The organism is Streptomyces sp. NPDC107517, assembly GCF_055582645.1.
In genome coordinates this window covers 283,828-303,720 of record NZ_JBVJPM010000009.1, presented here as the reverse complement: position 1 = coordinate 303,720, position 19,893 = coordinate 283,828, and the positions used below count along the sequence as shown (strand labels likewise).

Annotated in this window: 21 protein-coding genes; 14 read left to right on the top strand and 7 right to left on the bottom strand. The window is 71.8% G+C overall.

Annotated features, from left to right (window positions below; translation table 11 throughout):
* Positions 1 to 25 precede the first annotated feature (25 nt).
* On the top strand, positions 26 to 541 hold the full coding sequence (locus ACZ67T_RS22600; protein WP_469986338.1) for a GNAT family N-acetyltransferase: 516 nt from the start codon (positions 26 to 28) through the stop codon (positions 539 to 541).
* A 205-nt stretch (positions 542 to 746) separates the two neighbouring features.
* On the opposite strand, the gene ACZ67T_RS22595 is transcribed toward ACZ67T_RS22600, so the two are convergent.
* A complete protein-coding gene (locus ACZ67T_RS22595; RefSeq protein WP_469986336.1) occupies positions 747 to 881 on the bottom strand; it encodes a hypothetical protein in 135 nt (44 codons plus the stop codon).
* Here ACZ67T_RS22595 and ACZ67T_RS22590 point away from each other — a divergent pair.
* Positions 880 to 1,407 carry a cupin domain-containing protein gene (locus ACZ67T_RS22590; protein ID WP_469986335.1) on the top strand — a complete coding sequence of 176 codons (528 nt, stop codon included), beginning with the start codon at positions 880 to 882 and terminating at the stop codon, positions 1,405 to 1,407. The genes ACZ67T_RS22595 and ACZ67T_RS22590 overlap by 2 nt on opposite strands.
* 19 nt (positions 1,408 to 1,426) lie before the next feature.
* On the opposite strand, the gene ACZ67T_RS22585 is transcribed toward ACZ67T_RS22590, so the two are convergent.
* A complete protein-coding gene (locus ACZ67T_RS22585) occupies positions 1,427 to 1,891 on the bottom strand; it encodes an HIT family protein (RefSeq protein WP_469986334.1) in 465 nt (154 codons plus the stop codon).
* Between the two features lie 39 nt (positions 1,892 to 1,930).
* Positions 1,931 to 2,287 (bottom strand): ArsR/SmtB family transcription factor, encoded by a 357-nt coding sequence (locus ACZ67T_RS22580; RefSeq protein WP_469986332.1) that lies wholly within the window; start codon positions 2,285 to 2,287, stop codon positions 1,931 to 1,933.
* A 94-nt stretch (positions 2,288 to 2,381) separates the two neighbouring features.
* Between ACZ67T_RS22580 and ACZ67T_RS22575 the strand changes: the two genes are divergently transcribed.
* The 3 genes from ACZ67T_RS22575 to ACZ67T_RS22565 all read left to right on the top strand — a co-directional run bounded on the left by ACZ67T_RS22575 (position 2,382) and on the right by ACZ67T_RS22565 (position 4,861).
* A complete protein-coding gene (locus ACZ67T_RS22575) occupies positions 2,382 to 3,443 on the top strand; it encodes a cation diffusion facilitator family transporter (protein WP_469986330.1) in 1,062 nt (353 codons plus the stop codon).
* A gap of 131 nt (positions 3,444 to 3,574) precedes the next feature.
* Complete coding sequence (locus ACZ67T_RS22570; RefSeq protein WP_469986329.1) at positions 3,575 to 4,315, top strand: ankyrin repeat domain-containing protein; 741 nt, start codon at positions 3,575 to 3,577, stop codon at positions 4,313 to 4,315.
* A gap of 90 nt (positions 4,316 to 4,405) precedes the next feature.
* Positions 4,406 to 4,861 (top strand): cyclic nucleotide-binding domain-containing protein, encoded by a 456-nt coding sequence (locus ACZ67T_RS22565; RefSeq protein WP_469986327.1) that lies wholly within the window; start codon positions 4,406 to 4,408, stop codon positions 4,859 to 4,861.
* 47 nt (positions 4,862 to 4,908) lie between these two features.
* Here ACZ67T_RS22565 and ACZ67T_RS22560 read toward each other — a convergent pair whose 3' ends face one another.
* The 3 genes from ACZ67T_RS22560 to ACZ67T_RS22550 form a co-directional block, all read right to left on the bottom strand.
* Positions 4,909 to 6,252 carry an MFS transporter gene (locus ACZ67T_RS22560; protein ID WP_469986325.1) on the bottom strand — a complete coding sequence of 448 codons (1,344 nt, stop codon included), beginning with the start codon at positions 6,250 to 6,252 and terminating at the stop codon, positions 4,909 to 4,911.
* 95 nt (positions 6,253 to 6,347) lie between these two features.
* Positions 6,348 to 8,003, bottom strand: coding sequence for an amidohydrolase (locus ACZ67T_RS22555; protein ID WP_469986323.1), 1,656 nt, complete (start codon positions 8,001 to 8,003; stop codon positions 6,348 to 6,350).
* A 179-nt stretch (positions 8,004 to 8,182) separates the two neighbouring features.
* Positions 8,183 to 9,079 (bottom strand): Lrp/AsnC family transcriptional regulator, encoded by an 897-nt coding sequence (locus tag ACZ67T_RS22550; protein ID WP_469986321.1) that lies wholly within the window; start codon positions 9,077 to 9,079, stop codon positions 8,183 to 8,185.
* A 225-nt stretch (positions 9,080 to 9,304) separates the two neighbouring features.
* Here ACZ67T_RS22550 and ACZ67T_RS22545 point away from each other — a divergent pair, with 225 nt between their 5' ends.
* From ACZ67T_RS22545 to ACZ67T_RS22520, 6 genes are all read left to right on the top strand, one after another.
* On the top strand, positions 9,305 to 10,285 hold the full coding sequence (locus ACZ67T_RS22545; RefSeq protein ID WP_469986320.1) for a C-terminal binding protein: 981 nt from the start codon (positions 9,305 to 9,307) through the stop codon (positions 10,283 to 10,285).
* Entirely contained in the window at positions 10,282 to 11,070 is a 789-nt protein-coding gene (locus ACZ67T_RS22540) for a class II aldolase/adducin family protein (RefSeq protein WP_469986319.1), read from the top strand. Before ACZ67T_RS22545 ends, ACZ67T_RS22540 begins: the two co-directional genes overlap by 4 nt.
* Before the next feature lie 262 nt (positions 11,071 to 11,332).
* Positions 11,333 to 12,421 carry a phosphate ABC transporter substrate-binding protein PstS gene (gene pstS / locus ACZ67T_RS22535; RefSeq protein ID WP_469986317.1) on the top strand — a complete coding sequence of 363 codons (1,089 nt, stop codon included), beginning with the start codon at positions 11,333 to 11,335 and terminating at the stop codon, positions 12,419 to 12,421.
* A 159-nt stretch (positions 12,422 to 12,580) separates the two neighbouring features.
* Positions 12,581 to 13,144 carry a GNAT family N-acetyltransferase gene (locus ACZ67T_RS22530; RefSeq protein ID WP_469986316.1) on the top strand — a complete coding sequence of 188 codons (564 nt, stop codon included), beginning with the start codon at positions 12,581 to 12,583 and terminating at the stop codon, positions 13,142 to 13,144.
* A 35-nt stretch (positions 13,145 to 13,179) separates the two neighbouring features.
* Positions 13,180 to 13,803, top strand: a complete 624-nt coding sequence (locus ACZ67T_RS22525; RefSeq protein WP_469986315.1) for a hypothetical protein — start codon at positions 13,180 to 13,182, stop codon at positions 13,801 to 13,803.
* Positions 13,804 to 14,064: 261 nt separating this feature from the next.
* The gene (locus tag ACZ67T_RS22520) at positions 14,065 to 16,236 is read left to right on the top strand and encodes an FUSC family protein (RefSeq protein ID WP_469986424.1); all 2,172 of its coding nucleotides are present in this window, start codon (positions 14,065 to 14,067) and stop codon (positions 16,234 to 16,236) included.
* Between the two features lie 132 nt (positions 16,237 to 16,368).
* Here the strand turns inward: ACZ67T_RS22520 and ACZ67T_RS22515 are convergent, their stop codons facing one another.
* A complete protein-coding gene (locus ACZ67T_RS22515) occupies positions 16,369 to 16,866 on the bottom strand; it encodes a peptidylprolyl isomerase (RefSeq protein WP_469986313.1) in 498 nt (165 codons plus the stop codon).
* Positions 16,867 to 17,125: 259 nt separating this feature from the next.
* Here ACZ67T_RS22515 and ACZ67T_RS22510 point away from each other — a divergent pair, with 259 nt between their 5' ends.
* The 3 genes from ACZ67T_RS22510 (at position 17,126) to ACZ67T_RS22500 (ending at position 19,819) form a co-directional block, all read left to right on the top strand.
* On the top strand, positions 17,126 to 18,556 hold the full coding sequence (locus ACZ67T_RS22510; RefSeq protein ID WP_469986311.1) for a S1 family peptidase: 1,431 nt from the start codon (positions 17,126 to 17,128) through the stop codon (positions 18,554 to 18,556).
* A 168-nt stretch (positions 18,557 to 18,724) separates the two neighbouring features.
* The gene (locus ACZ67T_RS22505; protein ID WP_469986310.1) at positions 18,725 to 19,189 is read left to right on the top strand and encodes a MarR family winged helix-turn-helix transcriptional regulator; all 465 of its coding nucleotides are present in this window, start codon (positions 18,725 to 18,727) and stop codon (positions 19,187 to 19,189) included.
* 45 nt (positions 19,190 to 19,234) lie between these two features.
* Positions 19,235 to 19,819 (top strand): hydrolase, encoded by a 585-nt coding sequence (locus tag ACZ67T_RS22500; protein WP_469986308.1) that lies wholly within the window; start codon positions 19,235 to 19,237, stop codon positions 19,817 to 19,819.
* Positions 19,820 to 19,893 lie beyond the last annotated feature (74 nt).

Sequence of the window (19,893 nt, the reverse complement as noted above, 5' to 3'; positions counted from 1 at the left end):
CCGCACGGATGCCAGGATCTCTGGCGTGACGGACACGAACGAACTCACGGTGCGCCCGCGCGCCGACGCCGACCTTCCCCGCTGCGTCGAGGCGCTCGCCGGGGTCCAGGCGGCCGACCGCTACCCGGTGGACTGGCCCGCAGATCCGGCGGACTGGCTGACCCCGCACGGCATGACCGACGCCTGGGTCGTCGTGGCGGGCGCCGACGTCGTCGGACACATGGCCCTCACACCGCCGGGACCTGACCTGGCCTCGGCTGCGGGGGTGCCCGAGCAGCGTCTGCTGGCCGTGGCACGGCTCTTCGTCAGCACCGGCGCCCGGCGGCGCGGGGTGGCCGCCCTGCTGCTCGCCCGGGCGATCGAGGCCGGCGCCGCGCGCGGGCAGACACCGGTTCTGGAGGTCGAGACGGCCGCGAGCGCGGCCATCGGACTCTACGAGCGAGCGGGCTGGCGCCACGTCGGCACATCCACCGCCGACTGGACCACCGCCGACGGCCGGCTCGCGCGGATGCGCGCATACCTGGCCCCCCAGCACTCATGACCTCGAACTCCTGGCATCCCATGATTTTCTGACGGTGCGTCGGTCAGCCGCACGAGCTTCCGGGCCGGGCCGATCCACCCGTCACCCCGGCCGGGCCTCCGCCGGACGCGGCTCCGGCGGAGATCAGGACCCGAAGCGACGGCAACGGACAAACCTTGACATCCGTTCGACCGGCTCTCTACGGTCGGCCGTGGATCTTGAGCGTTCACGGCTCGGCATCGAGCGAGCCGGGAGCAACCTTGTCTCCGTCGTCGTCGACACCCACCACACCGGCGCACGCCCGCCGCATCCCACGCCGGACCACCGCCGACGGCCCGCCCACGACGAGCAGGACTGCCATGGCCACACCTTCACACGCCGGCGACTCACCCGAGCGCGACGCGTTCCACCCCGACCTTCCGGACCATGACGGTCCCCTGCCGCTGCGCGCCCGGCTCCACCACATCCGCGGGGGCGAACTGGACGGCGACACCGCCCAGACCGGTGGCATGCGGCGCTTCGCGGCGATCAGCGGGAGCACGGTCGGCTCCGAGCGCATCTGGATGGGCCAGACGCACGTGGCCCCCGACACCGCCTCCTCCAACCACCACCACGGCGCTTCGGAGACGGCGATCCATGTGGTGAAGGGACACCCGGAGTTCGTGTTCCTGGACGACTCCAGCGGCACCCCCGAAGAGGTCCGGCTGCGCACCGCACCGGGCGACTACATCTTCGTGCCGCCCTACGTCCCGCACCGAGAGGAGAACCCGAGCCCGGACGAGGAGGCGGTCGTGGTGATCGCGCGCAGCACACAGGAGGCGATCGTCGTCAACCTGCCGGAGCTGTACGTACTCGACCAGGATTCCCCTCCCCCGACGCAGAACTGACGCCGCGTCACCGTCGTGGTCACAGCGGCGGATCCGGGCGGAGACGGGCCCGTAGGTCACGTGCCAACCGATCCGCCTCGCCGTCCGTCACCCACTCCTCCTCCGGCCGGCCGAGCAGCGCGAAGACGCCGGGACCGCGGCGCTCCTGCGGGAGGCCGGGCGGCCGGGGCACCACGTGGAAGTGCACGTGCGAGAAGCCTTCGGCCTCCGCGAACTGCGCCACGTAGGTCTTCTCGCAGCCGGTCACGCTCCGCAGCGCGCGGGAGAGCCTGACCTGCCAGGCGCCCAGCGTCGCGGCCTCCGCGTCGGTGAGGTCGTGGACAGCCGTGACGTGGCGTCGCGGCAGCAGCACCAGCCAGCCGGGCAGTGCCGTTCCGACGGCGTGGACCACCCGCCAGTGCTCGTCGAAGGCGATGCGTTCGCGGGGAGGCAGACCGGCGAACTGCGCTTCCTTGCCGCATGGGTAGCACTCGCGATCCGTCATGCCGAGGATCCTGGGAGCCCGGACCGCACCCTCGCGCCCTTACGCAACGGGGTGGCGGCCGAGGTGATGGTCCGCGAGATTCAGCGCCTCGCTCACCAGGCGTCGCAGATGCCCGTCGAGCAGCGCGTAGATCATGCGGCGCCCTTCCTTGCGGACGGTCACCAGGCCCGCGAGACGTAGTTTCGCCAGGTGCTGGCTGACGGCGGGGCGGGCCGCGCCGCACGCCTCGGTGAGCGTCGTGACGTCCGCCTCGCCCTTGGCGAGCGTGTGCAGCAGTACGAGACGCGTGCGGTCGGCGAGGAGGCCGAGGAGATCGGCGGCGTATGCCAGTTGCTCGCCGCTCGGGTCTTGCGGGTGCGCACCGTGCGCAGGTGACAGGTGCATGCGTGCGCTCATACGCACATAATGGAACGGGACGCCTCCCGGTGTCCAGCTCGGCCCCGATCCCCGCGGCCCTCGCCCCCCGCCCCAGTCCAGGAAGGCCCGACCCTTGAGCCCTCAGCACGGACACGCACCCCACGACGGCACGCATCACCACGGTCACGAGCACGGCCCCACGTCGGGAGAGGCCCGGTGGCGGCACCGGCTCGCGCACGTCCTCACCCCCCACTCCCACGAGACCGCCGACAAGACCGACCGGGCCCTCGAAGCCTCGGCCCGGGGCCTGCGCGCCCTGTGGATCTCGCTGGCCGTACTGGGCGTGACCGCGGCGGCCCAGGCGGTCGTCGTCGTGCTCTCGGGTTCGGTCGCGCTGCTCGGCGACACGGTCCACAACGCGGCGGACGCCCTCACCGCCCTGCCGCTCGGCGTCGCCTTCGTCCTGGGCCGGCGGGCCGCCAACCGCCGCTTCACCTACGGATACGGGCGCGCCGAGGACATCGCCGGGCTCGTCATCGTCCTGACCATCGCCGCCTCCGCCGCGTTCGCCGCGTGGACGGCCGTCGACCGGCTCGTGAACCCGCACGACATGACGTATCTGCCGGCCGTGGCCGCGGCCGCCGTGATCGGGTTCCTCGGCAATGAATGGGTCGCCCGCTACCGCATCCGCGTCGGCCGTGACATCGGCTCCGCGGCGCTGGTCGCCGACGGACTGCACGCGCGTACGGACGGGTTCACCTCACTCGCCGTTCTCATCGGGGCGGGCGGCGCCGCCGTCGGCTGGCGGCTCGCGGACCCGATCGTGGGGCTGGCCATCACCGCCGCCATCCTTCTCGTGCTGCGCGACGCCTGCCGTGAGGTCTTCCGGCGGGTGATGGACGCCGTCGACCCGGCCGTCGTGGACAGCGCCGAGCATGCCCTGGGGCACGTACCCGGAGTGCTGGCCGTCAATGAGCTGCGCATGCGCTGGATCGGGCACCGGCTGCGCGCCGAGGTGGCCATCGTCGTCGACGGCGCCCTCAGCGTGCGGGCCGCCCACGAGGTCGCGGTCGCCGCGGAGCACGCCCTGCTGCACGCCGTCCCCAAGCTCACCGGCGCTCTGGTGCACGCCGACCCGGCGCCCGCCCCCGGCGTGCCCGACCCGCACACGGCACTCGCCCACCACGCCGCGTGAAGCCCGTCGTACTGCGCCCCTGGTCAACAGAGCGCTCACAGTCACCACTTTGACATCACCGGTGCCTTGCGCTGAGCGTGCCGCCCTCGGCACTGGTGATCACCCGTCCCGCCCCGGCAGAAGGCACCTCCATGACGACCACGCTCGACCCGCAGGACCCGATCGCCGTCGCGGTCACGGCGGCGATCCGCCAGGGCGACGTACCGGCCCTGCGCCACCTGCTCGCCGAACACCCGGGGCTGGCCTCCGCCGCGATCGCGGAGTCCGCCCGCCCGGACTGCTCCGGGATCCGCACACTGCTGCACATCGCGACCGACTGGCCCGGCCATTTCCCCAACGGTGCCCAGGTCATCGCCGCGCTGGTGGAGGCCGGGGCGGACCCCGACGCGCGTTTCTCCGGCGCGCACACCGAGACGCCCCTGCACTGGGCGGCGAGCAGTGACGACGTCGCCGCCGTCGACGCCCTCGTCGCGGCCGGCGCGGACATCGAGGCGCCCGGCGCGGTGATCGGCAACGGCACGCCCCTCGCGGACGCCTGCGCCTTCGGGCAGTGGCGCGCCGCGTTCCGGCTCGTGGAGCACGGCGCCCGCGTCACGCTCGAGGAGGCCGCGTCGCTCGGCCTGACCGACCGGGTCAGGGCCCGGGTGACCGCGGAACCCCCGACGCCGGAGGAGGTTGCCGACGCGTTCTGGTGCGCCTGTCACGGCGGCCACCTGGCCACCGCCCAGTACCTGTACGGGCTGGGGGCTGATCCCGGCCGGGTCGGCCACGGCGACAAAACGCCTCTGGACATCGCGCGCGAGCAAGAGGCCACGGACGTCGTCGAGTGGCTTTCCGCTGTCACAGCGAAGCCGGCGGGTGACTCCACGTGATCCGTGCGATTCGGTGCCGCTCCCGGGGTGCTCAATCGGCCCGTGGCGGCTCCAATGGAAGTCGGGGAACCTCGGCGAGGAGGCCGTTCCATGACGAACGCGACGCGACTGCTGACCGCCCTTCCTCACGAGCACCGCGAGCGGCTGATGACGCTCGCCAAGGAGGTGGCGTTCGACGAGGACGAGCGGATCTTCGAGGAGGGCCACATCGCCGACCGGTTCTGGGTGGTGCGCTCGGGCGCGGTCTCTCTGGACCAGCAGGTCACCGAGCACAGGAAGGTGACTGTCGCCTCGCTGGGCTCGGGTGATCTGCTCGGCTGGTCATGGCTGTTCCCGCCGCACAAGTGGGACTTCGGGGCCGAGGCGTTCAGCCCCGTGCGCGCCTACGAGTTCGACGCGCAGGCGGTGCGCGACCTCTGCGAGACCGATCCGGCGCTGGGCATGACCCTGATCCGTACCGTCGCCGAGATCCTGGCGTACCGGCTCGGGGCGACCCGCGCCAAGCTCATGGAGCAGTACTCCATCCACCGGACGCAACCGATCTGACACCGGCCGCAGTCGATCCGCCGGGCCGCGCACCGCCTCAGCCGTCCTCAGACCCCGCTCGCCACCTCCTGTTCCGTCACCGCAGCCGTCCCTTCCGGTGTCTGCAGCACGCGCAGGCGCCGGAGCCGGGCCGTGCACCAGATGCCGATGGCCGAGATGACCATGAGCATGAGTGCCGTCGGCCAGTAGTGGCCGCCCGCGGCCGCGGCGAGCGAGACCGCCGCGAGCGGCGCGAGGCCGCCGAAGACCAGGTTGCAGATCTGGTAGGACAGCGAGATTCCGGTGTAGCGGACGTGCGGCGCGAAGCCCTCCGCGAGGATCGAGGCGATGGGCCCGTAGAGCGCGGACATCACCAGGCGCATCGCCAGCATCAACAGCCAGATCAGGACGACGCTGCCGGTGCCGAGGACCATGAACTGCGGGATCGCCAGGACGATCACGCCCGCCAGGCCCGCGATGACGACCTTGTGCGGGCCCACCCGGTCCGCCAGCCAGGACAGCCACGGCGTGACCAGGAGTTCCAGGAAGGCGGCCAGGGTGAGGCCGTTGAGGAGCATCGCCTCGGACAGGTGGAGGTCACCGGTCCCGTACGAGAGCAGGAAGCTGGTCACCACGTAGTAGCCGCCGGTCGCGGTGGCCAGGGCGAAGACACCGATGAGGACCGTGCGCCACGCCTTCTGGAAGACCTCCACGACGGGCAGCTTCTGTTCGGTGGCGGCGTGTTCCTCACGCACCTCGGACATGACGGGCGACTCCTCGAGCTTCACCCGTACGACGAGGCCGACGATCACCAGGACCGAGGACGCCAGGAACGGCACGCGCCAGCCCCAGCTCATGAACGCGTCGTTGCCGAAGAGGTTCATCAGACTGAAGGCACCGGTCGACAGCAACGCACCTACGGATGAGCCGAGTTGAGCGAACGAACCGAAGAACGAGGCCTTACCGGGCGGGGCGTTCTCCACCGCGATCAGTACGGCGCCTCCCCACTCGCCGCCGATCGCGATGCCCTGGATGAGGCGCAGCGTGATGAGCAGGACCGGGGCCAGCGCGCCGACCTGGGAGTAGGTGGGGAGCAGGCCGATCGCGAACGACGCGACGCCCATCATCATGAGCGTGATGACGAGGGTCTTCTTCCGGCCGACGCGGTCGCCTATGTGGCCGAAGACGATGCCGCCGAGCGGGCGCAGCAGGAAGCCGACGGCGAAGGTCGCGAACGCCGAGAGGGTCTTGAGGTAGGGCGACATGTCCGGTGGGAAGAACACGTCGTCGAAGACGATCGCCGCAGCGGTGGCGAAGGCGTAGAAGTCGTACCACTCGATGGAGGTGCCGGCGAGGGCCGCGAAGGCGGCTCTGTACGGGCTCTGTCGGGTGGCGGCGGGCTGTGTCGGCATGAAGCCTCCGGGGACAGGAGAGGCGGGGAAGGGGAAGGGCGGAGAAGGCTGTTCAGTAGAGAAGGTGTGCGGTAGGCCGCTGTGCGGTGGAGAGGTCAGCGGCCGGGGGCGGCCCAGGCGCGGGCGCCGCCGATCCAGGTCTCGCGTACGCCGATGCCGGCGAGTTCGGCCGGGTCCGCGGTGAGCGGGTCGCTGTCGAGGACCACGAAGTCGGCGAGCATGCCGGGGGCCAGGGCGCCGACCGCGTGTTCGCGGTGCAGGGCGGCGGCCGCCGCCGCGGTGTGCGCGTGCAGGCCGTCCGCGACGGGCATGCGCAGCGCGGCGTCGCCGAGGACGGTGCCGAGCACGGTGCGCCGGGTGGCCGCGGCGGAGATCGCCTCGAGGGGGGCGGGCGGCGCGACGGGCGCGTCGGAGCTGAAGACGACGGGCACGCCCGCGGCGAGGCAGGCGCCCGCCGGGTTGTAGCGGTGGCCCAGGTCGCCGACGGCGGTGAGTGTGCCGTCGCCGGTCCGCAGGTGGTGCTGGGGCTGCATGACGGGTACGACGCCCAACTCGCCCATGCGGACGATCTGTTCGTCGGTGGGCAGACCGGAGTGCTCGATGCGGTGCCGCATGCCGGGGCGCTCGCGGTCGGCCTGCGCCTTCTCGACGGCGTCGAGCACCATGCCGATGGCGAACGGGGACTGGGCGTGGGTGGCGGTCTGCAGGCCCGCGCGGTGGGCGCGGCCGACGAGCTCGGCGTACTCCTCGGCCGAGTGGTAGAGCTGCCCGTGGTGGCAGCAGTCCGCCGCGTATCCGTCGGGGAAGTACGCGGTCCAGCCGCCGAGGGTGCCGTCGGCGTAGAACTTCACGCCCTGGACGCGGAAGTGGTCGTCGCCGAAGCCGTTCACGACTCCCAGGTCGAGCGCGGTGTCGAGGAGCGCGGACGTGAGGTACGCGGAGACGCGCAGGCGCAGCGAGCCGTCCTGGCGCGCCCTCAGATAGGTCTCCATCTCGCGACGTGAGGCCTGGGCGTCGCCGACAGTGGTGACGCCGGCGGCGAGGAAGACCTCCTGGGCGCGCAGCAGGTGATCGGCCATGATCGCGTCGGGTTCGGAGAGGTGGAAGTTCGGCCCGTGGTTGCCGATCTTCACGCCGCCGGGTCCGGTGAGCAGGTCGCAGGCCGCGTCCCAGAGCTGCCCGTCGGGTTCACCGGAGGGCAGACGGCCGATGCTGCCGCCCTCGGGGTCGGGGGTGCCCGCGGTGACGCCGCAGGTGCGCAGGGTGTGGGAGTTGACGACGCCGCCGTGGCCGGAGGCGTTCATGACGTACACCTCGCGGTCGGTGGCGACGCGGTCGAGGTCGTGACAGGTGGGGTGGCGGCGCTCGGCGAGCCGGCGGTGCTCGTACCCGAAGCCGCGCACGGGGACTCCGGCGGGCAGCTCGCGGGCGGCGTCGGTCAGGACGGCGACGAGGGTCTCGATGTCGGGGACGCGTTCGGGCCGGCAGTCGACCCAGGCCAGGGCCTGTCCGTACATCACGGGGTGGCAGTGGGCGTCGACGAAGCCGGGGTGGACGAGGCCGCCGTCGAGTTCGAGGTTCTCGTCGATCCGGCCGCCGAGCGCGGCGCGTGCCTCGTCGGCGGTGCCGACGTGGACGATGCGGCCGCCGCGAACGGCGAGTGCCTCGGCGCGTACGGAGGTTCCGGCGGCGGCGACCGCCGCGCCGGTCACCAGGAGCGTGCGGTCGGCGTCATCGAGGGGGTGGTGCATGAGGGGGCCTGCTTTCGACCGTGGGAAGACCATGAGGGCCGCCGCACACAGACAGGGCGCGGCGACTGATTCGTTCGCATGGACGATAAGCAACCGACGTTGACTTGGCTAGATGTACTGCTGAGAAATTTTTCGTAAGTTCAGATGAGCCATCGCTTACGTATCGTCCGGCCTGCACCTCACTCGGCGGCCGGATCCTCGTAGCGCTCCTTGATGAGTTCCAGGTGCACCCAGCTCTCCACCGTGCGCACACCCTTCACGGCCCGCATGTCCTCGACGGCCGTCCGGATCGCCGCGAGGGATTCCACCGTGATCGTGCCGACCAGGTCCGCGCGTCCCATGCAGGAGGACAGGAAGGAGACCTGCTCGCGCTCCGCGAGACGCGCGGCGACCTCGTCCCGCTCCCCCTCGACGCGCACCGCGAAGCCGCACAGGATGCCGAGGCCGAGGAGCTCGGGCCGCACCAGCGCGAGAACCTTCGCGACGCCACCGTCGAGGAGCCGCAGCGTGCGCGCGCGGGCCGCGCCGGCCGACAGGCCGACCCGTTCGGCGAGCTCGGCGAACGGGAGGCGGCCGTCGGCCTCCAGCTCACGCAGGACGAGCTGGTCGGTCTCGTCGAGTTCCGTGACGGCAGGCTCCCCCGCGATCAGATACGGGTCCTTGAGGTGGCGGGTGGAGATGAGCGGGTCCACGACGTCCACGCCGGGCAGACAGCGGACGCGTTCGATCGCCCGGTCCAGCTCGGCGATCCCCTTCGTGCGCAGCTCGGCCATGACCGCGTAGCCGCCGGCGGTCAGCGTGACGAACGGCGCCTCGGGCATGGCGGCGATCGCGCGCGCCACGGGCCCGGCCGGGCCGCGGACACCGATCGACAGATGCGCCGACGCGGTGAGGCCCCGGATGGCGGGGTGCACGACGGCCGCCACGAGCACGCCACCGCCCTCGAGCAGCCGCTGGACGCGGGCCCGGGTGGCGGGCCGGGAGAGGCCGACCCGCTGCGCCAGCGTCTCGTACGTCAGGCGGCCGTCCGCCTGCAGCTCGCGGACGACGGCGAGGTCGATGTGGTCCAGGTCCACCGGGGCTTCCCCTCAGCTCGGCTGCCCGGATACGGCCGCACCCGGGGTCGGCGCCCATTGTCGACCACGGGGGCACGGCTGCCGGACACCCGTGACGCCCGTCACGGACGCCCGTCTCATGCGGACTGGACAATTATGGAAGACGAAACGTAACTTCAACACCGAAGCGACCGACGAATCATTCGTCGCCCTGAGTTTGTCGCTCCAGGCGTGGGGAGAATTGAGATGGGTCAGCCCGTGGTGGTCTTCACCGACCCCGAGGAGCTGGATGTCGAGCCGGGCGAACGCCTGCTGCGCGACGCGGGCTTCGAGGTCCGCGTCGTCGGGAGCCGCGACCCCGACAGGATCGCGGCGGCCGCGCACGACGCCGAAGCGCTCATCGTCGGCTACGCCCCCGTGGCCGCGGCCCTCCTGGACCGGCTGCCCGCCCTGCGCATGCTGGCCACGATGTCCGCGGGCTACGACATGGTGGACACCGCCGAGGCCCGCCGGCGCGGCCTGTGGGTGAGCAACCTGCCGCACGCGGCCACCGAGGACGTCGCCGTGCACGCGCTCGCGGCCACCCTCTCCCTCGTACGCCACCTGCCGCACGCCGACGCCACGGTGCGGGGCGGCGGCTGGAACACGGAGTTCGGCGAACTGCCGCGCCGGGCCAGTGAGCTGACGCTCGGCCTGGTCGGGTTCGGGCGTATCGCGCGCGCCGTGGCGCGGATGGCGGCGCCCGTCTTCGGCCGCGTGGCCGCCTTCGACCCGCACGCCGACCCAGCCGGCTGGCCGCCCGAGGTCGACCGGCTCGACCTCGACGAACTGGTCGGCCGCGCGGACGTACTGTCCCTGCACACCCCCCTCACCCCGCAGACCCACGGTCTCGCGGACGAGGCCCTGCTCGCCCGGATGCGGCCGGGCTCGTTCCTCGTGAACGTCTCGCGCGGTGAACTCGTCGACCCCGACGCGCTCGTGCGCGCGCTGGACAGCGGGCACCTCGCCGGGGCCGCGCTCGACGTGTTCCCGGTCGAACCCCCGTCCGCCGACGACCCGTTGCGCACCCACCCGCGCATCCAGCTCTCCCCGCACAGCGCGTTCCTGTCCGACGCCTCGCAGCGCGCATACGTGTGTGCGCCCGCCGAGAACGTCATCGCCTGGCACCGCACCGGCCGCCCGCTCACGCCCGTGGTCGACCCGACTCTCGAAGGAGCCGTCTCGTGACCGACCTGCTGACCCCCGCCGCCGATCAGGACGCCGCACAGACGGAACTGCGACTGCGCCGCGAACTCGCCGCCGTCTACCGGCTCGTGGCCCACTTCCGCATGACCGACCTGATCTTCACGCACATCTCGCTGCGCCTGCCGGGCCCGGACCACCACTTCCTGATCAACCCGTACGGGCTGCTGTTCGAGGAGATCACCGCCTCGAACCTGGTCAAGATCGACCTGTCCGGGAACCCGGTCGAGCCGACCTCCTATCCGGTCAACCCGGCCGGGTTCGTCATCCACAGCGCGATCCACGCCGCCCGCGAGGACGCCCAGTGCGTCCTGCACACGCACACCAAGGCGGGCTGCGCGGTCGCCGCGCAGCAGGGCGGGCTGCTGCCGCTGAACCAGATGTCGATGGAGTTCCACAACCGGGTCGGCTACCACGACTACGAGGGCGTGGCGCTCAACCTGGACGAGCAGAAGCGCCTCGTCGACGACATCGGCGGCCACCCCGCGCTGATCCTGCGCAACCACGGCCTTCTCACCGTCGGCGGGAGCGCGGCCCAGGCGTTCCTGCGCATGTACTACCTGGAGAAGGCCTGCGAGATACAGGTCACCGCACAGGCGGGCGGCGTCCCGCTGACCGTGCCGTCGCCGGAGGTGTGCGAGTACACCGCACGGCAGCTCGCCGGCGAGGCGGAGGCCGACTCGGACTTCCAGGACGAGGACGCGTACGAGCTGGCGTGGGCGGCGATGCTGCGCCTGCTCGACCGGATCGCGCCCGACTACAAGGACTGAACAGGGACTGCACAAGGACGGGGCAAGGACTGCCCCGGATCCAAGAGCTGAACCGAGCGTCAGCCGAAGTGGCGAGCGGGGCCCGCTTGGGGCCCCGCTCGCCCTTCGTACGGTGGTGCTTCGCCTGCAGTTAACCCGCACGTCACTCCGCGACCGCCATGGTCGGTAAGCATCTGTTCTTCCGATCGCGGTTTCACCAGGGGGAACGACAGTGCAGAGCGCCCGTGCCAGACGTGTGATCAAGCGGAGCGCTCCGGCCGGCGTGGCTTCCCTCGCGGCCGTGCTCCTGCTCGCGGGGTGCGGCGCGGGCGGCCCGGGTGACTCCGACGAGCAGGCGTCCTCGGCCGACTCCTCCCCCGTGGCCGACATCGACTGCGCGGGCAAGAGCCAGGTTCCCGGCTCGGGTTCGACCGCCCAGCAGAACGTGATGAAGTACTGGATCGACCAGTACCAGCGCGCCTGCCCCGGCGTCCAGATCGCGTACAACCCGCTCGGATCGGGCGCCGGTGCCGCCCAGTTCCTGCGCGGCGCGACCGCGTTCGGCGGCTCGGACAGCGCGCTGAAGCCCGAAGAGGTCGAGCTGTCGAAGCAGACGTGCGCGGGGGGCCGGGCCATCAACCTGCCGATGGCGGGCGGCCCCATCGCGGTCGGCTACAACCTGCCCGGCGTCGACGATCTGGTCCTCGACGCCGCGACCCTCGCCAAGATCTTCGACGCTCGGATCACCACGTGGGACGCCCCGGAGATCCGCGCGCTCAACCCCGGCGCGGAACTGCCCTCGACCCGTATCCGCCCGGTGCACCGCTCGGACGACTCGGGCACGACGCAGAACCTGCAGGCCTACCTCGCGGGAGCCGCCCCGGCCGCCTGGCCCTACGCGGCGGAGAAGTCGTGGCAGGGCAGGGGCGGCGGCTCGGCGAACGGCTCCAGCGGTGTCGTCTCGCAGGTCAGCTCCTCGTACGGGTCGATCGGTTACTTCGAGCTGTCCTTCGCGGCGAGCAGCCAGGTACCGACCGTCAGCATCGACACGGGCACGGCGGAGCCCGTCGCCCCGTCGCCGGAGTCCGCGTCCGCCGGAATCGCCGCGGCCCGTGTCGCCGGCGAGGGCAAGGACATGTCGCTGAAGTTCCGCTACGGTCACGCGGCCGCGGGGGCGTACCCGATCGTCCTGGTCACGTACGAGATCGTGTGCGACAAGGGCAACCGGGCCGCCACCCTCCCCGCGCTCAAGTCCTTCCTGACCTACACCGCGAGCGACGAGGGCCAGCAGGCGCTGACCCGGATCCACTACGCGCCGCTTCCGGACACGGTCGCGACCCAGGTGCGGGAGACCGTGCAGTCCCTGTCCTGACGGCCGCGGGACCGCGCCCCCTCCCAGCACATTCGGCCCCAAGTACCCTGAGGCCACCGGGAGTTCGCGCGGCGGTGCCCGACGCCCCGTTCCCCTCGCCGCCCGCGAGTGTCACCATGCTGAGCCCGGGCATGTCCCGCGGCCTGACGGGAGGCTCACATGGCTCAGGTGTACTTGCGGCGGCTGTCTCGGTGGCAGGCGGAGCAGCAGCGAGACGCCGTCGCTGACGTGTATGTCTCGGCGTACCACGGGGCCGCGGGGGCCGAGTACCGCGACCGGCAGTCGTTCCTGAACCGCTTCGAGCAACACGGCCGGCGTCCCGACTTCGACATGGTGGTGGCCGACTCGGGCCGTCTCGTCGGCTGCGTGTACGGGTTCCGGGCCGACCGCACCGGTGACTGGTGGGCAGGCTTCCGGGGTGACCTGCCGACCGAGTTCGAGGAACTCACCGCGTCCGGCCGGGCCTTCGTCCTCGCCGAACTGATGGTGCTGCCCGCCCATCGGCGCCACGGCGTCGCGACGGACCTGCAGGCGCGGCTCCTCACGCGCCACGACACCGATCTGATCGTCGCCGCGGTGGCCATGCCGGACCCCGCCGGCCCCCCGGCGCAGGGCTCCACGCTGCTGCGCTCCTGGGGGTGGATGAATCTCGGCGCATCGGACCACGGCGGCACGCCCGGAGCGCGCGACCAGCAGCTGTGGGTGCGCAGGCCCCTGAGGTGAGCGCCTGCTCCACGCGTGGTCCATAGTCTCTCCCCATGGGTCTGGACATCACCGTTCTCGTCGTCGACTGGGACCACCTCGGGCGGATGCCTGCCGCTGAGCGCCTCGCGACGCTCGAGGACGCCGCGTACCCGGACGACCACTGCGACGACGGTGGCGGCGCGGACACGCGGGTCGAGCACGGGTGGGTGAGGTGGCCCGAGACGCCGTGGTGCGCGCTGTACGAGTTCTTCGAGACGCTCGGTTCGTTCAAGCCGCACTTCTGGGCCGGCCAGGCGTGGGAGGACGTCCGTGACTTCGCCGGACCCGGACTGCGGGCCGCGCTCGACGCGTTCCTGGCAGGGCTGTTCTGGACGGGCCTCGACGACGCCGACACGGAGGACGAGCCGGCCGTCGGGCTTTTCCCCGCCGAACCGGACCCCTGGCACCCTCGGCTGCTCGTCGTCCGCACGCCGGAACAGGTTTCGGACCTGGCGCGCGCGTGGGCCGTTGCCGCACCCCTTCTCGAAGGGCTCCGTGAGCCGTACGCGATACACGCGGAGCGTCCGGGACGCTGGATCGCGAACTTCGAGGAGTTCGCCATGCTGCTCCGCGACTGGGGCGAGGTCGTGACCGAGGCGTCCAGGAGCGGCCGTGGCCTGATCGGACTCCCGCTCTGATGACGACATATGACGACGTGTGAGGACAGCTGCGAACATCGCGGAACCTCTGAAGACCGCTGCGGCCGAGGTCCCGTACCCCCTCCCACCTCCTACGACCGGCCTCGGACCGCTGTTGACGCGCATGGGATGCTGAGGCGTCCGCGGATCATGGCTGGATCAGGAGAGTGCGGCAGAGTGAGGGCAGCAGTGACACGGGTGACGGGGATCGGGGGCACGTGGGACCGGTTCGTGGCGTCCGATCCGGGGCTGCTGCGGCTGATGGCGGGGCTGCGGACGGTCGGCGCGATCGCGCTCACCCTGGCCGTTCTCGCGGCGTTCCACACCGATGTGACGCACATGGTCGCCGGCGCCATGGCCGCGATGGTGGCCACGTTCGCGATCAGGGAGAAGGACGTACGCGGCCAGGCCGTCACCCTCGCCCTCGGCCTGCCCGTGGCGCTCGCGGCCGTGTCGCTGGCCGCGCTGCTGCACAACCAGGTCGTCGCGGGTGACCTCTTCTTCGTCGCCCTCATCTTCGGCGCCGTCTACAGCCGTCGCTTCGGGGACCGCGGCACCGCGCTGGGCCTGATCGGATTTCAGATCTACTTCGTCTCCCTGTTCGTGAGCGCGACGGTGTCGTCGCTGCCACTGCTGTACGCGACGCTGGCCGTCGCCTTCGCGTGCAGCGCGGTCGTGCGCTTCGCCGTCGTGCCGGAGACACCGGAGCGCGTGCTCGGCCGCCTGCGTGACGCGTTCAGGGCGCGGCTCGCGCAGCTGGTGCACACGCAGGCGGAACTGCTCGACGCCGAACCGGACCAGTTGGAGAAGGTCCTCGACGACCTGCGGCGGGGCACCGCACGGCTGCACGAGACGGCGCTGATGATCCAGGGCCGCCTGGAGGAGGGCACCCGGGACTCGGCCACGGCCGCCCTCGTGCAACGCAGGGTCGCCGACGCCGAGATCGCCGCCGAACGGCTCGGCGTCCTGCTGCTCAACGCCCGCAGCGCCGAGCGTGCCGACACCCTCACCCTGCATCTGCCGCACGCGCCCGTGCCGGAGCCGTCCAAGCGCCTGTACGCCGACGACGTGACCGCGACCCTGCGCCGCGACCTCAGCGCTCTGCACCTGCTCGTCGCCCGCCCGGTGGCGGGCCACCGCGGGACGGCTGTCGCGCACGTACGCAACCGGCTGCTCGCCTACCGCGACGAGGACAATCTGCCGCGCGGCTCCGCCGCCGTGCAGGACGTCTTCCGCGGGATCGGTGAGGCGGCGCGCGCCGTCATGGGCCTGCGGGTCGCCCTCGACGGGCCGCAGGACGAGTCCGACGACTCCCCGGCGACGACGCGCTCCCGCGAGGAACTCGACGCCGAGGACCTGGCGATCACGAGCTCCGAGCAGGGCGAGGACGACAAGGACGACCGCACCGGGCTCCAGCGGCCCACCACGCGGGCCGCGTTCCAGGTCGCGGTGGGCTCGTCCCTGGCCATCGTCGGCGGCGAGTTCCTCTCCAGTCAGCGCTGGTACTGGGCGGTACTGACGTGCTGGGTGGTCTTCCTCAACACCGCGTCCACGGGCGAGATCCTGGTCAAGGGGTACCGCCGGCTCCTCGGCACGGTGTTCGGTGTGGTCGCCGGTGTCGTGCTCGCGGGCGTGGTCGGCAACCACACGTGGACGGCGTTCGCCCTCGTCCTGGTCTTCATCTTCGCGATGTTCTTCACGGCGCCGCTGTCGTACGCCCTGATGTCGTTCTTCGTCACCGCGATGCTGGGCCTGCTCTACACGCTCCTCAACACGTACAGCCTGGACGTCCTCGTCCTGCGCATCGAGGAGACGGCGCTCGGCGCCGCGTGCGGCATCGTCGCCGCGATGCTCGTGCTGCCCGTGCACACGGACCGCCGTACCGACGAACTCCTCAGTACGGTCCTGGTCAGGCTCGGTGACGTCGTGTCGGCGGCAGTGGAGCAGCTCAGCGGCGGGCCCGCGGTCGATCTCCTCGACAAGGCGCGGGACCTGGACACGGCCCTGGACGATCTGCGCGCCTCCACGAAGCCTCTGACGCACCCGATCACGCCGCTACGGGTACGGAGGCAGACGGCCCGCTATGTGGTGGCACTCCTGGAGACCTGCGCCTATCACGCCCGTTCTCTGGCGGCGACGGCCGAGCTCGTGCCGTACAGCAAGACCGTCGCGGCGGATCCACGGCTCGAGCGGGCCGGGGTGCGTATCGCGCACAACATCGACGTGATCGACGCGCACGTGCGGGACGAGAAGACCGGTGGGGAGGTCGAGGCGGGCGCGAGCATCGCCTCGATGCTGGAGGCGGACGGGACGGGGGCGCTGCGCTCGGGCACGGTCACCTTCCGCGTGCTGCGCCATCTCCAGCGCCTCGACGAGGGGGTCGTGGGTCTCGCCCGGCCGCTCGATGTGCCGGTCGCGAGGCGCCGTCGTTGAGCGCTGGCCTTGTGGCCTTGTGAGAAGTCGGGCACGGAGCGGGCCGGGGCAGCCCGATCGGCCGCCCCGGCCCGTCGACTGCGCCCGTCCGCCGGCCGTCGAGTGGCCGGCGGTCAGGCGTCGTTCCGGAGGCTAGAGAACGCCGGACTCGGAGATGGTGACCTTCGCCGAGGGCGCGCCGCTGCGGGAGCCGAGGGCCTCGATCTTCTTGACGAGCTCCATGCTGGACTCGTCGGCGACCTCACCGAACACGACGTGCTTGCCGTCGAGCCAGTCGGTCACGATCGTGGTGATGAAGAACTGCGAGCCGTTCGTGTTCGGGCCCGCGTTGGCCATGGAGAGCAGGCCCGGCTTGGTGTGCTTGAGCTGGAAGTTCTCGTCGGCGAACTTCTCGCCGTAGATGCTCTTGCCGCCCGTGCCGTTGCCGGCGGTGAAGTCGCCGCCCTGGAGCATGAACTGCGGGATGATGCGGTGGAACGACGACCCCGCGTAGCCGTAGCCCTTCTCGCCCGTGGCCAGGGCGCGGAAGTTCTCCACCGTCTTCGGGACGACGTCGTCGAAGAGGTTGAAGCTGATGCGCCCGGCGGGCTCGTCGTCGATGGTGATGTCGAAATATGCCTTGATTGCCATGGCGACATCCTTGCACTCCCCATGGCCGGTGCGCTCCTCGGGCCGGGCTTTCGCAGCTCGCTCGGGCCGCGCGTCCACTCGTTCGGCCCGCCCCGGCGTCGGCGGCGGCCCGGCGACCGGGCAGCTCCCCGCTGAACGGAGCACCCCGCCCGTACGTACGTGAAGCGAGGAGACGGGCCGCTCGGCGCTCTCAACTCCCGTTTCCCTCAAGGTCGTTGACCTGTTGTCCGTACGTCGTTTCGCACGTTGGGGAGTCTGGATGAGGCACGCGCGACGCACCGCCCGGCGGATCACACGCCTTACTGCCGTCGGCGGCCTGCTCTGCGGAAGCCTGCTGGTCACGCACGCCATGGCGAGCGAACCCGGCGTCTCCGGTCCACCCGTCCCGGTGGGCGAACGGCTGGTGACGCAGCTCGGCGCCGCCCGTACGGCGGGCAGCTGGCTCGGCGCGGACGGGCGGACGGTGGTAGCGGTGACCGACGCGGGCGCCGCGGCGGAGGTGCGGCGGGCCGGGGCGCGGGCCGAGGTCGTGCGCCACAGCATGCGCGACCTGCGCTCGGCCGCCGCGACGCTGCGAGCGGCGCCCCGGGTGCCGGGCACGGCGTGGTCGATGGACTACGGCTCGAACGACGTCGTGGTGCGGGCCGATTCGACCGTCTCCGCCGCCGACTGGTCGCAGCTGGCCGACGTCGCCAAAGCCATCGGCGCGTCCGTCCGCATGGAGCGGACCCGTGGCACGTTCACCACCCGCGTCGACGGCGCCTCGCCGATCTTCGCGAGCGGCGGGCGCTGCTCGGCCGGCTTCGACGTGACCGACGGCAGTGACACGTTCCTGCTGACCGCGGGGCACTGCGGCCCGGTCGGCACGACCTGGTTCGCACGACCCGGCGACGCCACGGCACTGGGCACCACCGTGAGCGGCACGTTCCCCGGGAACGACTTCTCCCTCGTGCGTTACGACGAGGGGGTGCCTCGCGCAGACAGTGACGTCGTCGCCATCGGCGGAGGCCGTGGCGTACGCATCACCGGGGCGACCGATCCCGTGGTGGGCCAGCAGGTCTTCCGCAGCGGCAGCACCACGGGGTTGCACTCCGGCCGGGTGACCGCACTGAACGCGACGGTGAACTACCCGGAGGGCACGGTCACAGGACTCATCCAGACCACGGTGTGCGCCGAACCCGGCGACAGCGGCGGCCCCCTGTTCGCCGACGGGCTCGCCCTGGGCCTGACGTCGGGCGGCAATGGGGACTGCGAGGGCGGGGGCACGACGTTCTTCCAGCCCGTCGCAGCGGCGATGACGGCCCTCGACGTACGCCTGGCCGGCGCGTCCGGGGACGACGGGTCGCGGGCGGGGGCCGGTTCCGGGCAGGCGCGGCGGCCCGGCGGCGACGGCTCACCCGCGGGCTCCGAGGCGGGCACTCCGGGTGGGGACGGGAGGGGTTCGGGAGTGGGCACGGGTACGGGTCCCGGTACGAACATGGGCGGGGCCGCCGAGACCGGGGACGGCGCCGTCTCCGGCACCGGAACCAGCACTGACACCGGCCCCGCCGCCGCGATCTCCAGGGTCGTGAACACCCGCAGCGTCGGCCCGGGCCTGCTGGTCATCGGCGGAAGCCTGATCGCCCTGGTGGCGGCGCGCTCCATGCGTTCGTCACGTCTGTCACGGAGGGGGCGCGGGGCCTGGTCCTAGGTGATTCGACGGCGTGGCCGTGCGCGGCAAGCCTTCAGAACAGCGGCCTCACGAGCCACCCCATCACCGGGATTCCCACTCCGGCCGGCGGTCCGAGGACCCGCACCCGCTCCTCCAGATCTTCAGGTCAGACTGGACAGCTTGGACTGAAGGTTTTAGCGTGGGCGTATGAACAACGCCGAGGGCAACGACCATGCCGAGGGCATCTCGGAATCCGCGGACCGTGCCGCGCGGGAACTGCGCGTGATGTTCAGCCGCCTTCGGCGCCGGCTCCGCGAGGTCTCCGACAGCCAGGACCTCAGCCCGTCCCAGGTCTCCGCGCTCAACCGGCTCAGCAAGGCGCAGGCCGCCACGGCCAGCGGTCTCGCCGCCTCCGAGGGCGTCCGGCCGCAGTCGATGGCCGCCACGCTCGCCGCGCTCGACCAGCGCGGACTCATCGAGCGCCGGCCCGACCCCGAGGACGGCCGCCGCCAACTGGTCACCCTCACCGACGCCGGCCGCGAGAGCGCGGAGGGCACCCGGCAGGCCCGCGGGGAATGGCTGGCCCGCACCTTCCAGGACAGCTACTCGGAAGAGGAACGCCGGACCATCGTCACCGCACTGACTCTCCTGGAACGGCTCACGGAAGCCTGACCGGAGCCCCCAACAAACGATCGATCCACCCCGAAAGGCCCACCCATGGCTCTCACCACCCTCGACGAGCGCACCGCTCTCGTTGTCGTCGACCTTCAGAAGGGCATTGTCGGCGCACCCACGACTCCGTACACCGGCCCCGAAGTCGTCGCCCGCTCGGTCGAGTTGGCCGATGCCTTCCGCGCACACGGCCTGCCTGTCGTCCTCGTGCGCGTCAGCGCCGCCCCCGACGGAGCGGACGCCGTACCGGGGCGCAACGAGACGCAGAGGCACACCGGCGCCCGGCCCGAGGGCTGGGACGTCATCGTGGACGAACTGTCCGGCCACCCCGAGGACATCACGGTCACCAAGCGCAACTGGGGTGCCTTCTACGGCACGGACCTGGACCTCCAGCTGCGCCGTCGCGGCATCACGCAGGTCGTTCTGACCGGCGTCGCCACCAGCATCGGCGTCGAGTCCACGGCCCGCGCCGCCCACGAGCACGGCTACCACGTCACCCTGGCCACCGACGCGATGACGGACCTGGACGTCGAGGCGCACCGCAACAGCATCGAGCGGATCTTCCCGCGTCTCGGCGAGACCGGCACGACCGAGGAGATCGCCGAACTCCTGGCAAAGACCCGCGCCTGACAAGCGAGTTGAACCCGGCGACCTCGCCGCGCGCCGGTCGGGTTCCGGCCGGAACGCCGCCCGACCTTGGCGGA

Excerpts from the sequence above, each read along its gene's own strand:
- ACZ67T_RS22580 (WP_469986332.1), bottom strand. The coding sequence starts at position 2,287 with ATGAGCGCACGCATGCACCTGTCACCTGCGCACGGTGCGCACCCGCAA.
- ACZ67T_RS22585 (WP_469986334.1), bottom strand. The coding sequence starts at position 1,891 with ATGACGGATCGCGAGTGCTACCCATGCGGCAAGGAAGCGCAGTTCGCC.
- ACZ67T_RS22525 (WP_469986315.1), top strand. The coding sequence starts at position 13,180 with ATGGGTCTGGACATCACCGTTCTCGTCGTCGACTGGGACCACCTCGGG.
- ACZ67T_RS22520 (WP_469986424.1), top strand. The coding sequence starts at position 14,065 with ATGGCGGGGCTGCGGACGGTCGGCGCGATCGCGCTCACCCTGGCCGTT.
- ACZ67T_RS22560 (WP_469986325.1), bottom strand. The coding sequence starts at position 6,252 with ATGCCGACACAGCCCGCCGCCACCCGACAGAGCCCGTACAGAGCCGCC.
- ACZ67T_RS22590 (WP_469986335.1), top strand. The coding sequence starts at position 880 with ATGGCCACACCTTCACACGCCGGCGACTCACCCGAGCGCGACGCGTTC.
- ACZ67T_RS22570 (WP_469986329.1), top strand. The coding sequence starts at position 3,575 with ATGACGACCACGCTCGACCCGCAGGACCCGATCGCCGTCGCGGTCACG.
- ACZ67T_RS22565 (WP_469986327.1), top strand. The coding sequence starts at position 4,406 with ATGACGAACGCGACGCGACTGCTGACCGCCCTTCCTCACGAGCACCGC.
- ACZ67T_RS22595 (WP_469986336.1), bottom strand. The coding sequence starts at position 881 with ATGGCAGTCCTGCTCGTCGTGGGCGGGCCGTCGGCGGTGGTCCGGCGT.
- ACZ67T_RS22500 (WP_469986308.1), top strand. The coding sequence starts at position 19,235 with ATGGCTCTCACCACCCTCGACGAGCGCACCGCTCTCGTTGTCGTCGAC.
- ACZ67T_RS22510 (WP_469986311.1), top strand. The coding sequence starts at position 17,126 with ATGAGGCACGCGCGACGCACCGCCCGGCGGATCACACGCCTTACTGCC.
- ACZ67T_RS22515 (WP_469986313.1), bottom strand. The coding sequence starts at position 16,866 with ATGGCAATCAAGGCATATTTCGACATCACCATCGACGACGAGCCCGCC.
- ACZ67T_RS22545 (WP_469986320.1), top strand. The coding sequence starts at position 9,305 with ATGGGTCAGCCCGTGGTGGTCTTCACCGACCCCGAGGAGCTGGATGTC.
- ACZ67T_RS22505 (WP_469986310.1), top strand. The coding sequence starts at position 18,725 with ATGAACAACGCCGAGGGCAACGACCATGCCGAGGGCATCTCGGAATCC.
- ACZ67T_RS22530 (WP_469986316.1), top strand. The coding sequence starts at position 12,581 with ATGGCTCAGGTGTACTTGCGGCGGCTGTCTCGGTGGCAGGCGGAGCAG.
- ACZ67T_RS22555 (WP_469986323.1), bottom strand. The coding sequence starts at position 8,003 with ATGCACCACCCCCTCGATGACGCCGACCGCACGCTCCTGGTGACCGGC.